The organism is Paenibacillus silvae, assembly GCF_014639235.1.
GTDB lineage: Bacteria > Bacillota > Bacilli > Paenibacillales > Paenibacillaceae > Paenibacillus > Paenibacillus silvae.
In genome coordinates this window covers 70248-86257 of sequence record NZ_BMFU01000013.1, presented here as the reverse complement: position 1 = coordinate 86257, position 16010 = coordinate 70248, and the positions used below count along the sequence as shown (strand labels likewise).

The window sequence follows — 16010 nt, the reverse complement described above, 5'->3', positions numbered from 1 at the left end:
CTCGCTTCCTTCCTCGTTAGGATGAATAATTATCATGAATAACTACCATGAATTTAACTGATGTAAGGCTTTTCAGCCATAGCTTGACGTTGCCTGGACATAGACAAATGTTGCTATCTGGCATTCGTTATCATTTCGAGTGTCCGTGCATGATGTCGCATTTATCCTCTATAAGAATGTCCCTATATGCGATTGATGAGCGTCAGTTGTACTTTTATAATTGGTAATGAGAATCAATATCAATTATAATCACGTGGAGGAGACATATCATCATGAACAGATTTTACCCGATTATAGTACTTCTATTATCACTTGTATTGACCGCTGCTTGCGGCAACGACGGAGTAAGCAGTACTAATATGGACAGCACGAGCAAAGAAAACAGTACTCGAGAAACAGCGCGGGACCAGAGCGGAGATAAGGAAACGTCTACAGATAAAGCCCAAACCAAGACCATTGTCGATGCTTTGGGGAGGCAGGTTGAAATTCCTGAACAGCCCAAGTCGGTTGTTGCATTGTGGAGTGTAGGTGAGATGCTGGTGCTTGGGCAGAAGCCTGTTGGTTCCAGCGCCAATTTACTTCGGTTCTATACAGAGGAACAGCGCTCAGGGATCGAAGTTGTCGGGGATAACACAGAGGGTTCTTTTGAAAAGGTGATGTCGCTTCAGCCGGATCTGATTGTGCTGAATGCGCGTGCGACTGAAGAAGACATTGATAAATATAGCAAAATAGCGCCTACCGTTACGACACCTTTCTTTGGCGATCCTTTTGAGACTTTTCATGCAGTGGCTGCCATTCTGAACAAGCAGAACGAAGCGGAGCAGTGGATTAAGAATTATCAGGCTCGCGTGGAAGAGAAGCAGTTGCAGACGCGTGATCTGAAGCTGACAGAACAATCGGCGCTGGTGATCCAATTTGCAAAGAAAAGCATGTATACGTACAGAAGCAGTACGTTCCCTGTCGTCTTTGACGACTATCAGTTCAAGCTTACTGCTAAACAGGAGGAACTGCAGAAGGAGCCTAATTTCGGCAATCTTCAACTTCCCATGGAAGTTCTGCCAGAATTCGATGCAGACTATATTTTTGTCATGATAAGTGATGACGATTCCAATCCGGTCTATGAGGAATTAAGCCAGAGTGAGGTATGGAAGAAATTAAAGGCTGCCCGAAACAATCATGTGTATGTAATTAACAACCGCATGGCCATTAATGATGTAGCAACGATGGATTGGGCTCTGGAAGAGATCTATTCATTGCTGGTCAAGAAATGAAGAGTGTGGTGATGACATGAGGAAAAACAAACAATTAAAGCTCGCAACAATGCTCATTGCTCCAGGAGCTGCCAGTGGATTGTGGCAGCATCCGTCCCATCAGGCCGCCCCGGCTTCTCTTGATTTCTACATTCAGTTGGCTCAGGCAGCTGAGCGTGGAAGGCTGGACTTTATTTTCCAACCTGATCAATATCGAACGCCTGGTGTTACAATGGAGGAATTCAGGCATCACGTAAATGTTGGACTAGAGCCTTTAACATTACTATCTGCTCTTGCTGTCGTGACTCGACATATCGGCTTGGCCGTTACGATGTCTACGACTTACCATGAGCCATATCATATTGCTCGCATGATTGCTTCGCTCGATCATTTGAGCAGTGGGCGCGCGTCCTGGAACATTGTGCATTCCAGAGGAGACTATGAATCCGCCAATTTTGCAATGACCCATCGTCCGGGGCCTGAGGAACGCGCAGCGTACGGCTCACAATTTGTCCATATCGTCAAATCGTTATGGGATACGTGGGAGGATGATGCCATCGTGGCGGATAAAATAAACGGTATCTATGCAGACGAAGCCAAGGTGCATCAGCTGGATTATGATAACAAGTGGTTTTCCATGAAAGGTCCGCTTAATGTAGCCCGTCCGCCACAGGGACATCCTGTCTTGATTGAAGCTGGTCAATCTGGCAGCTTTATGGAACGGGCGGCTCAGCATGCGGAGGTGGTCTTTACGATGTTCAATCAGATGGATCAGGCTCAAAAGTTTTACCGCGAGTTGAAAAGCAAGCTGGCTGCATACGGGCGAGTACCGAATGATCTGCTCGTTATGCCCGGATTGCAGCTCTGTGTTGGAAGAACCGAGGCCGAAGCATGGGCCAAGCGGGCAGAGCGGGATGCACTGGAACGACATTATCATCGTGTGGATCTGATCTCTTATCGAATCGGTCTTGATGTACAGGCTTACGGACTGAACAGCAGCAGTACGTTGCCTCCTGCCGATATTGTGCCAGCCACGCATCCGTACCGTGAGCGTAAAGCATTGGCTGATCAACACGGATTGACGACAGTACTACAATTATTCGAATTCATGAGCAAGCTGCAGGGACATTTAAGCATCACCGGAAGTCCAGCGCAGGTGGCTGATGTGCTTGAGCAGTGGTTGACGGAGGAGGCCGCAGATGGTTTCATCTACATCCCCAGTCTGCTGCCGGAGGGAATAAACGACCTGGTTGATCTGGTGGTGCCTGAGCTGCAGCGGAGAGGTTTATTCCGCACGGAATATGCTGGTCAGCATCTTCGATCACATCTGGGTTTAACACGTCCGCTTAATACATTGACAAATATTTCGTAGCTTAAACAGGAGGAGAACAGTCATGAATATTAAGACAGAAGGCTTAAGAAAACCTCCTCCCATTCCGGCTTACAGTCTGTTAGGTATGGAATATTTTTTGATTACACGAGACCAAAGGCGAATATTCGATTCACAGGGGCAGTACGGGCTCATAATTGTGGAGAAGGGAAGGGGCAAAATTGCTGACCAACTGATGCTTCTGGAGCCTGGAGATACCATACTGATGGATTCTGTTAGCGGGGTTGAGATTGAATCCGGCACGGAGCCCTTGGCTGGTTACTTTATTATTTTTCACGCTGTGGGGTCGCCAGATCAGAAGGATATGATCTCCCATATGTCCGAAAATCTTCGTCCTGTTCGTATCAAGCCGAATACAAGCTATTTGAATGAAGTCAAAGGGATGTATGCGTTGATTGAACATTGTGCTGTGCCTTTGCAGCAATTCAAGCTGCAGCTTCAATTTCAGTCGATATTGTATGAATTTTGCAGAGTGGGTATGACGGTTAAACCGGAAGAGAATTCTTTGCATGCTGTGCGCAAGTCCATTGCTTATTTACAGGAGCATTACGATGAAGAGCATAATGTCGCACAGTTAGCCAGTCAGCTTAACCTGAGCAGAAGGCATTATACACGTTTGTTCAAACAGTTAACCGGAAAAGCTCCCATCGAATTTTTAAACGAATACCGAATTAATCGCTCCAAGGAATTATTGCTGATGAAAAATGAGCCTTCGCACCATATTTCTTCTCAGATTGGCATGCGTGATGTAACCTACTTTAATCGCAGGTTTAAACAGCGTGTCGGATGTTCACCCAAGGAATATGTGCGTAAACGGCATATTGATTCGAGAATCGTGACCTTGCACTATGCAGGAGAGATTCTGGCTTTGGGAATGAAACCTATTGGTTCCCTGGACTATACATCGGAGCAGCTTCAGCCTGAATCGCCTGCAATCCAGAGCATTGGTTATAATACATGTCAATTAAACAAAGTAAAAGCGCTGCGCCCCGATTTAATTATTGCATCGGATTTTACGGATCATGCAGAGCTGGCCGCTCTGGGGGAGATCGCCCCGGTGATTGTTATCCCATGGGATATGGACGCATTTGACCGACTTCAGCGGGTTGCCCTCGTATTAGGTAAGGAACAGGAGGCAGAGGCTTGGCGGGAAAGCTACAGGAGCAAAAAGGTAGCGGCTCGTGCCCACTGCAGTCAATTCATTTCTTCAACAGAAACCGCCGCGATTGTAAGAATGGAGGAGGGAAGGGTATGGATTCATGCTTCTCGTTTCTTCCCGACGTTCTATGATGTTATAGGCTTTCAGCCGACTTCTCTTATGCTGCAGACAACAGAAGTATACCCTGACATGCGCCGGGTCAGCCTTCAAATGCACCAGTTGGAGCAGTTGGAGGCTGATCGGCTATATATTGTAGAGAATGATGGTGTATCTTTTTCCAGGCTTTTTGAGCAATTGCAAAAGGCAAACTGTTGGCAAGCATTAAGCGCGGTACGCAACCGGAAGGTTTATCGACTTCGTCTGCAGGGGATTTCCAACAGTGCATATACGCTGGAGTGGCAGCTTGGCAGAATCTCCTGTCTGATGAATCCCGCGCCATATGATCCGTCTTCTGACGACTATGCAACAGTGCTTTTATGACCAGGAAACAACGACACTTCTGGCGAATGGCTAATATATCGTTTATACTTGTAAAGCCAATTTACTTGAGGAGTTGTCTAACGAATCATGAATAAAAAAGAAGTCGCGCACATTCGCAAACAATTCAAGCTGGATCATGACCTGCTGAACATTTACGACATCCTGAATGTCTATATTACGAAAGAAACCAATGAAGTTTATCACTGGGAACGCCATCCGTTTGAACTGGTGGATCGGGAGAAGCAAGAGTTATACATGGGTAATTTCAAAAAATTGCTGACAGGCGAACTGGATCAGAAGCTGTTCGAGCTGAAGTTTCAGGAAGAGGCAGAAGAGCCCGCACAGGTGATGCTTCATCAGGCGCTCGTCACAGGTGACCCGGATGAGTGGCAGGATCTGATGCTGATGCTCGTTGACCGTATGCTGGCCGATGCCAAGTATGAGCGGGATATGGTGGTTACGTTTATCAAAGGGCAGTATTATTTGCCGACGAAGGCCAGAAATGATGAAGCGGAAGAGAGCGAGAAAAACGAGGTGTTTGCGCATCCCTTCATTCTGTGCAGTGTGAACTCAACGGAGAAACAGCGAAAGACGCTGCTCTTCGACTATGTGGAGCGGGAGTTTAAATATAACATCATCGTTGATCCTATTATCAAATTAAGCACGCCTGAACAGGGCTTTCTGTATCCAAGCGTGACCGATAATTACTCCGATGTGAACCGTGTGCTGTATTGCACGGGGAAATCAAACTTCCCGGACCCTCATTTTGTAGAAAATGTACTGAATGGGGAACGTTCCGTAACGGCGCTTGAGGAGCGGGCGATTTTTGAGGATATCGTTAAAGAGATCACGGGTGAGCAGATGGATGCGACCACACTGGCCCATGTGTATGAAGAGATCAACCGGGTGATTGAAGTGAATGAAGAGTCCCATGAGGAAGAGCCGCCGAAGCTGGACTACAAAGACGTGGAGCGTCTGCTTACAGCCAGCGGCGTAGAAGATCTGACTACCGAAAAGGTAGAACGTGCCTTTGAAACGATCGTGGACAACAAAAATTATGAGCTGAAGGCAAACAGTGTGATGCCAAAGTACACCTCCAAATCGATCAAGATTGATACGAAGGTGGCAACCATCTCGATCAGTCCGCAGGACCTCAAATATGTGAGACAAGTCAACTATCAGGGAAGACGCTGTATCATGATTGAGGTGGATGAGGACGCGGTTATTGAAGGTTTTACGCTTGCTACTGAGAATCTGTAATTCAATATGTAAAACATACAAAAAGCCCAAGCCTGTGGTTGGTTATACCACTGGCTCGGGCTTTATTCTGTATTATATCAGGCTACCTACCTTTGACGCAGCAGCTGCTGGATATCGGAGGACGGGCGGGAGCCCAGCTCTTCTTGCAGGAGTTCCTCCAACCGCTGGTATTGCCACTGGGCTTCCGTGCGCCGACCCAGGGATAGATACAGCATAATCATCTCACGATGAATGTCTTCCCGAATAGAATCAATTTGCAGAATCCGATCCAGATAATGAAGGGCACGCAAGGGCTGATTTTGCTGAATATGATATTGAGCAGCGGTCTCCATTGTTGTAATGAAGTCCATTTCGAGCTGTCTTGACCATGGCAAAGCCCATTCATAATGTCTTCCCTTCAACAGCTCTCCCCGATAAAGAGCGTCCATTCGTTCAAACATCTCTGGCTGATAGGTCGAGGTTTGGCGAATTTGACGCAACAAGGCTTCGAACTCATACAGATCACAATCAATGACTTCACGATCCATACGAATTCCGTTACGATCCTTGAGAATAATTGGAACATCGCTGTTGTCTCCAATTGCACGTCTGACATAATACAGCGTCGAGTTGATGTTGGTCCAGGCTTTCTGAGGACTAAGATCTTTCCACAACGTATCTGCAAGAGCATCACGGGTTGTTGATTTCATATATAAGAGGAATGCGAGCAATTCCTCTGTTTTGGGTGTTCTTAGTTTGACAGGATTGTTGGCATCTGCTCCGCTGAGCACAGTAAATTCACCAAATAGCTGCACCGTTAAGCGGGGAGCAGGGGCAATCGGCTCAGGCAAGGCTGTAGTGTTACGAAGTCGCTGCTGCAAGCGCTGTATGCTGCTGCTCACACGTTCGGCTGTCACTGGTTTAATGATATAATCCGTTACTTCCTTATCAAAAGCCTGGACGGCATACTCCTCATACCCCGTTACGAGTACGATTGGCAGGGAAGCCTGATGCTTGCGCAATTCTCCAATCAACTGCATTCCGGAAATACGCGGCATCGTAATATCAAGGAAGGCTGCATCAAAGCGATGCTGTGCTGCATACTCACAAGCCTTCTCCGGATCCTGGAATACTTCGCACACCTCAACGGCTCCGCTTTCCATCAATATACGCTTTAGCCGCTTGAGCGACAGGTCCTCATCGTCTACAATGATTACTTTGATCATGTCATATGCCTCCCGTTCCCCTTAGAGGTATGGTGCTGGATGGGAAGATCAAATGTAATGCGAGTCCCCTCACCATCATGACTCTCCATCTGAAAATCTCTGTTATATTGCAGCTTCAGTCTGCTTGATATATTCCATAGACCTACACCCGTGCTTCCGTCGGATACCTGCCGGATATCGTTCATTCTCTGTTTGGTCATACCCATACCGTTATCCTCGATGGTAAACCTTGCTTCTGCTTCATTCAGATTGCGAATGGACAGCATCACACGTCCGCCGCCCACACGAGACATCAGTCCGTGACGAATCGCATTTTCAATCAAAGGCTGCAGGGTTAGCGGCGGGATTTGCATCGTTCGATCCACATCGGCGTCCACATCGATAATAACCTCCAGCCTTGATCCGAAGCGGGCTTGTTCAATCGCTACATAAGCGTTAATCATGTCCAGCTCATTCTCCAGACTGGTTTTGGAGTCCAGATGTTTGAAATGCACACTGCCCCGCAGATAACTGGATAATTGCAAAATCAATCGTTCTGCTTCATTTGGCGCATCGACACATAATTCAGCAATAGCATTCAAGGCATTGTATAGAAAATGCGGGTTGATCTGGGACCTCAAAAAGGAGATCTCGGCATTACGGGCAGCCTGCACTGACGTTTTCATCCGGGTCAGACCACCAATTCGGGCCAGCAGTTCCTCCAATTCAAAGGGCTTGGATACAAAATCGTTAGCGCCTTTCTCCAAAGCCAGCTTTAACTGATGAGCTTTGTTGCCAGCGGTCAGCATGAGCACTGGCAGTTCAGAAGGCGAGAAGCGCTCCCGGATGCGATCCAGAAGCTCATAGCCGGACATTCCCGGCATCATGATATCCGCAATCACCAGATGTATGGAAGGTAACTGGTCTAGCAGCTCTAATACAGAATCGGAGCGTGAAGTAACGGCATAACTGTAACCTTCCAGCTTCAGCAGACTGCTGATTGTTTGCAGATTGGCAGCATCGTCATCTACAACGAGAATCCACTCCGCTCTAGTCCCTTTCATAATGAGAGGTTCATCATATCTCAGTGCTCGATGACCTGTGATGGCAGGAGGCATGCTGACAGGGGTAACATTGACACGGTTTTCCTTTTTACCTTCGGCAAGCGGAAAAGTGAGTACAAACGTCGCACCTTCACCAGGTAACGATTCCGCGTGGATGGTTCCACCGTGCATTTCAACGAGCTTACGCGTAATGCTGAGACCTAGTCCTGTACCCCCGGCAGCCTTTGGTCCCGCATCCGCCTCCTGTTCGAAGGGCAGGAAAATATGCTCCAGCTTGTCCCGGCTGATCCCGCGCCCGGTATCTGTAATGCGCACTTCAGCTTTGCCCTGAATGACAGCAGCGCTGATGCGTGCAGAGCCTTCCTCTGTAAATTTGATCGCATTACCGATCAGATTGTGCAGTATTTGCACGAGTCGGTTTCCATCTGCATAGATCAACGGGAATTTGGCTGGAATTTCGTTCAGCAGTTCCAGCTTTTTTGTACCTAGCAAGAAGGAATGCATACGCATAACGGAATCAACATAAGAGGATAGATCGGTGGCCGAGCGATGCAGAGTAATGTCACCATGCTTCATTTTGGAATAGTCGAGGAGTTCATCCACCAAATAAGTCAAACGTCTCCCGCTGCCCGTTACAATGGCCAGGTTATGTGCCTGATCCTCCGTGAGCGCTCCTTCGGAACCTCGAAGCAAACTTTCGCTAATATTAACGATGGCGTTGAGCGGTGTTTTCAGCTCATGCGAAGTATTGGACAGAAAATCATCCTTCACCTGATCCAGCAAGAGGAGCTGATCCTTGAGCGAGCGAACGGTACGGTAAGCCTCAAAAAATCGAAGCACGACAAGAAAGAGCATCAGGATGCTGAATAAAACGATGCAGAACTGTCCGATATTCACATTTTCTTTGAGTGATATAGAGAACAGGTTAACATCCAGACAGTACAGCGTAATACAGAGTATTGCGGCGTACCACAGGAAGCTGGATAGACGCTCTCCCTTCTCACTAATGACATAACGTATCGCACATTGCATGAGCAGCCATAACAGCACCAGCGTATAGAGCCCAATAACGAACGGTGCCGTCAACACGTAAATAGAAATCGGAAGAAATGTGAGCAGGCAAATATAAGCCCCTAATATAAACAGTGTGATCAAGGTTATTATTCCGGACATTATGCCCGATCTGAAGCGGTAGAAATAAAAGATTAACAGGCCGAGACAAGTAACGGAGCAGAAATCTTTAATTTTATATAACGTATTAAAGGAAAGGTTCAGGCTGGTTCCCGCCAGCACACGTTCACTGATCATGCCATTGTAAAGGGCATAGAACAGGCAGATGAGGCCGAGAATCAGCAGCGAGTCATCCCGGTTTCGATACAGGGCAGAGCCCAAATAGCTGATGAGAAAAATGATAGATATGGTGGCCAATACAGCCATGGTTGCCAGTTCAATAGCTGTGCGGTTCTGATGGCTTTTTAGCATGGCAGCCTGTTCTCCGAAAAAGAGTGGACCCGAGATGCCAGCATTGGGATAGTCATAGTTGGCGACACGAACAAGTATTTCAATATCGCCGCCATGATACGGGAAAAATCCGATCTGCGGTGAATTTCCTGCCTTATAACCTGCTGTCTTCTCCATGGCTTGTCCGTCTTGCATTAGTTTGGAGCCATTGACATAAATTTCGCTGGCGAAACGAATGTTGCTTTTCTTGATGGCGAGTGTCCCCTCGACAGGTGTATTGCGGAGCACAAGCCGATACGTAGCATAGCCGTGGGAGGGCAGGTGTTTGCCGTCTACCTGAAGCTGTCCCCAGGTGCCCGGGACCTCTGCATAATCATCAGGTGATGCCAGGGTTTGGTGTTGTTTACCATTCGCCATGTGCGCTGGAAGTGGTAGCAGCTGCTTCCAATAAAATTCCCATTCACCGTCGAGCCTGATACGACCCTCCTGCTTCGGGTTCCAGGTCGAAAGATCCAGAATGCCCTGACGTGCGTGGAGCGAAGCAGCTTGCGGTTCTCTTGCTGTGGATACAACCAGCAGCACAACAGCAATAAACACGGTAAGAATAACACCTGTAATACGTAATAACACGTTCTGCTGCTCCTTTGGGAGATTTACCATTCATCTCTAGTATTCTATCGGCATTGTAGCGGATATCCCCAGGGGGCGCAATTGAATTTCGACAATTTTCTTTGTTTATTTTTTGTTTATTGTAATCCTGTATAATTCGGGTGCGTGATATGTCGAAAGAAACTAATGAAAGCACCAAAAGACCTATCTTTACGCAACTATGGACTTATGGAGTGGAGAGCATGGAGAGGAAAATCACAACGTGGTGTTTGCGGAACTTGATGATTGGTGTAACTGTCTTGCTGCTGATTGTAGCTTGTGTGAGCAGTTTTACAAAACCATTGGTTTCTTTTGCGGAAGGAAGTGCACAGGCCAACGTTGCTTCAGGAGCAGAAAAGGTCTATTTATCATCAGCCCAAGCAGTTTTCTATCTGAAAGCGTATCGAAAGGACGGAACGCTGAAAACCGTAGGCAGCGGCTTTCTGATTGGAAACGGACGAGCGCTTACAGCCGCACATGTTGTGAAGGATGCCGTTTCTTACGAGGCAGTGTTTGAGGATGGCTCTATTCAGAAACTCCTTGTTCTAGGTGCCGACGGAGATACAGATGTGGCGTTGCTTTCTGTAAAAGAACCGCTAAAACGTCAGGTGCTTGCTTTGTCTGATGACAAACCTTCCGCAAGGCATGGACAAAGATCGTTTGCAATCGGTTATCCGCTCAAGGATGGCAAAATCATCACAGAGGGCATCGTCAATGCTCCAACGGCTGAGGTGAACGATGTGATTCGCCTGCTGACTTCGGCCCAAGTATCTCCCGGGATGTCAGGTGGCCCATTGCTGAATGAAGAGGGGCGTGTCATCGGATTAATCTCTGGTTCATTTCGCACCATGAATGGCATCCATATTTGTGTGACGGTAGAAGATATACGCAAGCTTTTGAAGAAATCGAATACATAATGGGAAAAGGAGAATCTTTGCATGCTCAAAAAGTTAGGAATTTGCTTGCTTGCCGTATTGCTTACGCTGACATCGGTTAGTTGGCCGCAGATGAACACCGTCTCCGCAGCAGCAGACTACCAGGATATTTGGATACCCAATGGTGGCGGAAAAATTATGAATCAGAAAGATATGTCCTCCTGGAATAACAAGATTAGAAATTCGGATGCGAACAGCTTTGGTATCTTTGCTGGGGGTGCGCCGGGAACATCGTATGAGAAGGGGCTTGTGAAAACACTGAGTGCAGATCATGTAAGAATGGCTAGTCTCGGTGTCTGGAATCTCAAATTATCGGTGGCTTCCAATCCTACGCTGAAACGATTGGCTGAAGGAGGGCAGGCTAGAATGCTGTTTAGAATTGGATCTATTGATTCCTTTTTGGGAGTGAATGGGGTCTCCATAACAGTCAATGGAGCATCACAGTTTAACAGTGTAAACCAAGCTTCAGTAAATTCGTCCTGGGTGGCCTTCGGCCCTAACGATACGATTGATATTAGTACTTCATTTATTGAAGGTGCCAGCGACATCGAGCTTTATTTTGCGGACATTACGCCTCCTACATACAACGGCAACACTTTTACACATAATGGTGCAGTTCGGTTCAATGCTGACCCGGCTGTACAGAAGAACGAACTGTTCCTGAAGCAGGGTAGTTATATGAACCTGGCGCTGAATTTCAGCGAGCCGGTATTTCCTTCGCTGGCAGAGGACGCTTCGGAACAGGTTGACGGTAAGTTCAGCTTCATGCGAACCGAACTGTTCAGCAATCCGGGGGGAGACGGATTTGAATCTTCTACCTATTATCTGACAAGTGCAGACAGCGGTTATAGTAGTTTTGCTTTAGGTGGACTGAATATGAACACCCATGCACGTTCCACATTTAATTTCCGTTATCAGGCAGCGATGAATGATAGTACAGGCAACATTCCTATTGATCCGAAGCGTCTGAGTGCACCATCGGAGGCAGACCGGCCTACCTTTCTGGAACGCATGAATGCGGCTGGTTTCATTGACGGGGCGGGGAACCCGGTTGCGGCTTTTAACGGTATAGGTACCGTTCCCTTTGCGGACAACGTACAGCCCGGCGGTACATTCCGAACGATTATCGATGCACGCGTACCCCAGTACTCGGCATCTCGCAACGGTGTGCAGCCGGAGGTATTGACAGGTCTTGTGCTGAACAAGGGTGATGTTGTTGATTTTACCGTATACCTCAACGAACAGGTCATCAGTGCATTTAATCCAACCGAGGACACCAGACTTAAGTTCGCTAACGGATTGACAGCAGCTTATGTCAGCGGTCAGAACACCAATACATGGACATTCCGCATGACCGTACCGGATGGCAAAAGCATTGAAACATCGCTGTTAGAAACGGCTGCACTTGAACATGCCAGCAACCCGGGAGACGGGAAAGCACTCACTGACTATGCAGGCAACGTGCTTGTTGAACCGGTCAAGAACATTGCATGGGCCGATCTGTCTGTTGACAACACAGCACCTGAAGTGAATTTTGTCTATGAGAACCAAGACGGAGAAGTCATTCCCGAAGGGCAGTACGTGGGGGATGGTTCATTTACAATCCAGGCATTTGATCCCGATTTGAATGGTCAGGCCAGCAAAGGTTTGTTCCGCCCAGGTAGCGGTTCAGGTTTGGTGTATTACGTGTTGAATCAGAGCCAGGCTGATCCTTTTGCAGGGAAGAACGACCATTTTGCAGCTGTGAAAAGATACTCTCTGACCCAGAAGCAGCCAGCGGACGAGCTGTACCCTTCAGGATATGAAGGCATAACACTGTCAGCGGGGCAGAACGGTACCAAAGTTGAGCTTCCGAATGACGGCACACCCCTGAACGGGAACTGGTACTTGCATACATGGACGGCAGATATGACATGGGACTCGGCTCGTCAGCGGATGCAATACGACAAAGGAAGCACGGAACGTGCAGCCTATCTTGCACAGCATCCCGATGCGACACCTGCGGAGCTGGAAGAATATTATCGCCAAAATATACTGCCCAATCTCTCGGATTATGGCAATGTTGCGCAATGGCCGCTTTCCGATTACATGCAGGATGATTCGAACTGGTCTTACCATGTAGGTTTGCTCAAGATCGACAATGATGATCCAAACGTTGAGATCGGCAATGTGGTGGACAACAACTCAGACAATGTGAAGATTACGGTCAGAGCGACTGACCCGACCTCTTCGATCAAAAATGATAAGATTCAGTACCAGTTTGTAGCCGAGGGTAAAGAGACCTCTGCTTCCGGATGGCAGGATGCTACACTCAATGCGGCAGGCGAGGCCGAAATTTCGACATTGAAAGATCCGGCTATAACCAAAGGCGGCCGTTATGAATTGCATGTCAAAGCACAGGATGTCGCGGGTCATTCAGCAGCGGCTGAACCCAAGGCGGTGGATGTGCTGGTCATTTCCACGAAATTCAAGGCTTACCCGGGCACGTATGCGATCAATGACGGACCAGACTTTACAGTGGCTGGTGTTCCGATTGATACCATCGAATACCAGTATACACAAAGCTCTGAGCGCCCTGCGGGCAACAGCAAGTGGACTGCTTTTGAAGACGCACCGAAAGAAACAAAGCTGGGCGACGTAGCCGCCGAAAAGTACAGCTTCCCTGCTGATAAAACGCTGAATGGCACATGGTACGCCCATGTACGCATTAAACAGCAGGATACCGGACGGTATTATTACTACTATCAGGAGTACAAGTTTGATCATTTGCCGCCAAATGTGAAGTTTGGTTCTCAAGGTTACTTGTACCCAATGCCGGAACAGTCTGTGCAGATTGATGTATCAGATACGCTCGTTGACTTTGCGGGTGTAGCCGCCAAGAACATCCGTTATCAATGGATCAAGGTGGTTGAGGGACAAGAAGAGCAGGAACCCGACCCGGAAGGAAAAGGGTGGAGCACTTCACCTGCTGATCGCCTGATCACCCTGCAGGTGGACAATAAAAAAGATAACGGGAACTATCGTCTGTATGTATATGCCAGCGACAGTCTGGGGAACAGCAAAATGTTCCATACCACCGGTGTATTCTCTGTCTTTTATTTAAGCAGTGAGCCGCCTGTGGGCAGCGCACGTTTGATTCGGACCGAAGGCCCGGGAGATGACGGATATACGGCCATTATGGAACTAACCGTTGACGTACCGGCACAGGAAGGATATTTCTACTCCGTGTCCACGAATGGTGGGGACAACTGGAGTACATGGCTGCCATATACGAATTATGTAGGTGTGCCTGTGGACACTGACGATACGGGACAACTGAAGTCCAAAGTTCGTGTGAAGTTCAAAGGCTTCTACGACAATATCAGTGAGATTGTAACACCTGAAATTCAGATTCAGGATGCTCCGGCTTATGCTCTCGCTTCCCTGGAGCAGATCACGCCGATTCGCGGCGGAGAGAAAGTTCAGGATGGCGGACAGAACGAAGGTCAGGAGATCGTATTTGATCTGGTGGATGGCAAGATGGTGAAGCCAACAGATAGTAACCCGGAAATGCCGGAGACACTGGAGGCGAACAAACGCTTCAAAATCTACCGCAACGGAAGTTACTCCTTCACGGTGAAAGATGGCGACAATACAGCAACCGTATTTATCGTTGTTTCCAACTTTGATGATACGCCGCCAGTGGTGAACGTGAAATATTCCACCATTGCCGCGACAAATGGAACGGTTAAAGTGAGTCTGAAATCGAGCGAACCGATCCGAATCACCAATCTGCCAACATCGTACAAAAATTTCAAAGAAAACGGTGAATTTACGTTTGAGTACGAGGATGCGGTCGGTTTTACCGGAAGTGTGACAGCGACAGTGAGCAATATTGATACCACACCGCCAGAAGCGGATATTACACTTCATTATAATCATCCAGACCTCAAAGCATTAATCCGTTATGGTGCTGGTACAGCCGTAGTGGACAGTTCAGGGGATGGCTATAACGCAAACGGTGAATTTACTCATTTTGCCGTGCCGACAAGAGATAATGTCGTTGCTTCCAATCTGATCGTGGCTCAAGTGTTACCCAAAGCAGGAGAGGTTCCGGACTATCAGGTTGTTTCAAACAGTGCAGGCACAAATCAATCGTCGATTGTGATGACTTCAGGCAGCAAAGCACGCTTCTCGCTGGCAGATGCAGCCGGAAACAGCGCCAAGATCGAATCTGAAGCCATCTCTACACTGGTCGGTTCCATCCCTGCTGTAAATGAAGTGACGATGGTTCGGGTGGATAACGATGGACAAGTTATGAGTGACAGCAAGCTTGTACAGATTGGGGACCAAACTTATTCCAAAGGAAAGGTACGTGTAGGTCTGTTGATGCCAGCTTCGGCGATTGAGGGCAATGTCATCTATGCCGGAGCAACACCGGTATCGGGTTTCAGCGCAGAGTACGCAACCAATGGTGAACATTCAATCCTGCTTTCTGATCTGCTCGGCAACAAGAGACAAGTCAATTTCACGATAGAGGGTCTGGATAACACGGCACCAACAATTCGTCTGAACAAAACATCCACAACACTGCTGCAAAACAAACCGAACTTTGATCTCTCAGCAGACCTGGGCGGTTACGTGGTGAGTGACAATTTGTCATCCGCAGAGAACATTCAAGTGACGGCTGCTGAATACGTGCTCGAAGGCGGGCAATACGTTGACAAACCGCTGAACCTGACGGTTACGGGAAAACATACCCTTCGTTACACTGCCAAGGATCAGCTTGGTAACGTAAGTTATGCCCTGCAAACGGTATTTGTTCGTTCAAGTGACGGCATGTTTGTGACGGCGAATGGCTTGCCGCTGTCGGATACTGAATCCGAAACAGCCATCGTAAATACAGGTGTTATTACGTTTAATGTGAATAACTTCCGCACGGTTGGTTCTACGGGCGGCACCAAGCTGGAGAATGAACTCGGTACGTACGACGTGTATTATTTCCCGGGACTGGTGCGAGAAGGACAGATGAAGTACATTGCGACCAAAGTAACGTACAAAGAACTGGTCAGCAAAGACTTCAAAGTAACACTGCCCAAAGCGGGATGGTATACCATCGTAGTGCAAAATTCAGAGCGCGAACGCGTCTACTCCACACTGCTCGTTAACCGGGCCAATTAGAGAAACGGAAGGGGTTCAC

General features: G+C 47.8%; 8 protein-coding genes. 6 read left to right on the top strand and 2 right to left on the bottom strand.

The window, feature by feature from the left end:
- Window positions 1–272 precede the first annotated feature (272 nt).
- From IEW26_RS26030 to IEW26_RS26015, 4 genes are all read left to right on the top strand, one after another.
- Window positions 273–1271 carry an iron-siderophore ABC transporter substrate-binding protein gene (locus tag IEW26_RS26030; protein ID WP_188594489.1) on the top strand — a complete coding sequence of 333 codons (999 nt, stop codon included), beginning with the start codon at window positions 273–275 and terminating at the stop codon, window positions 1269–1271.
- A gap of 16 nt (window positions 1272–1287) precedes the next feature.
- Entirely contained in the window at window positions 1288–2622 is a 1335-nt protein-coding gene (locus IEW26_RS26025; RefSeq protein ID WP_188594488.1) for an NtaA/DmoA family FMN-dependent monooxygenase, read from the top strand.
- Window positions 2623–2644: 22 nt separating this feature from the next.
- Window positions 2645–4279 carry an AraC family transcriptional regulator gene (locus IEW26_RS26020; RefSeq protein WP_188594487.1) on the top strand — a complete coding sequence of 545 codons (1635 nt, stop codon included), beginning with the start codon at window positions 2645–2647 and terminating at the stop codon, window positions 4277–4279.
- An 87-nt stretch (window positions 4280–4366) separates the two neighbouring features.
- A complete protein-coding gene (locus IEW26_RS26015) occupies window positions 4367–5539 on the top strand; it encodes a DUF4317 domain-containing protein (protein WP_184186390.1) in 1173 nt (390 codons plus the stop codon).
- Between the two features lie 86 nt (window positions 5540–5625).
- Here the strand turns inward: IEW26_RS26015 and IEW26_RS26010 are convergent, their stop codons facing one another.
- Window positions 5626–6744 carry a response regulator gene (locus tag IEW26_RS26010; protein ID WP_145405477.1) on the bottom strand — a complete coding sequence of 373 codons (1119 nt, stop codon included), beginning with the start codon at window positions 6742–6744 and terminating at the stop codon, window positions 5626–5628.
- Window positions 6741–9878 (bottom strand): ATP-binding protein, encoded by a 3138-nt coding sequence (locus IEW26_RS26005; RefSeq protein ID WP_188594486.1) that lies wholly within the window; start codon window positions 9876–9878, stop codon window positions 6741–6743. The genes IEW26_RS26010 and IEW26_RS26005 overlap by 4 nt, the downstream gene beginning before the upstream one ends.
- Before the next feature lie 221 nt (window positions 9879–10099).
- Here IEW26_RS26005 and IEW26_RS26000 point away from each other — a divergent pair, with 221 nt between their 5' ends.
- Window positions 10100–10813 (top strand): S1 family peptidase, encoded by a 714-nt coding sequence (locus IEW26_RS26000; protein ID WP_188594485.1) that lies wholly within the window; start codon window positions 10100–10102, stop codon window positions 10811–10813.
- Between the two features lie 21 nt (window positions 10814–10834).
- Window positions 10835–15991, top strand: a complete 5157-nt coding sequence (locus IEW26_RS25995; protein ID WP_188594484.1) for a hypothetical protein — start codon at window positions 10835–10837, stop codon at window positions 15989–15991.
- Window positions 15992–16010: the final 19 nt, after the last annotated feature.

Bases quoted from the DNA above. Each gene is read 5' to 3' on its own strand.
- IEW26_RS26030 (WP_188594489.1), top strand. From the start codon at position 273: ATGAACAGATTTTACCCGATTATAGTACTTCTATTATCACTTGTATTG.
- IEW26_RS26025 (WP_188594488.1), top strand. From the start codon at position 1,288: ATGAGGAAAAACAAACAATTAAAGCTCGCAACAATGCTCATTGCTCCA.
- IEW26_RS26020 (WP_188594487.1), top strand. From the start codon at position 2,645: ATGAATATTAAGACAGAAGGCTTAAGAAAACCTCCTCCCATTCCGGCT.
- IEW26_RS26015 (WP_184186390.1), top strand. From the start codon at position 4,367: ATGAATAAAAAAGAAGTCGCGCACATTCGCAAACAATTCAAGCTGGAT.
- IEW26_RS26010 (WP_145405477.1), bottom strand. From the start codon at position 6,744: ATGATCAAAGTAATCATTGTAGACGATGAGGACCTGTCGCTCAAGCGG.
- IEW26_RS26000 (WP_188594485.1), top strand. From the start codon at position 10,100: ATGGAGAGGAAAATCACAACGTGGTGTTTGCGGAACTTGATGATTGGT.
- IEW26_RS25995 (WP_188594484.1), top strand. From the start codon at position 10,835: ATGCTCAAAAAGTTAGGAATTTGCTTGCTTGCCGTATTGCTTACGCTG.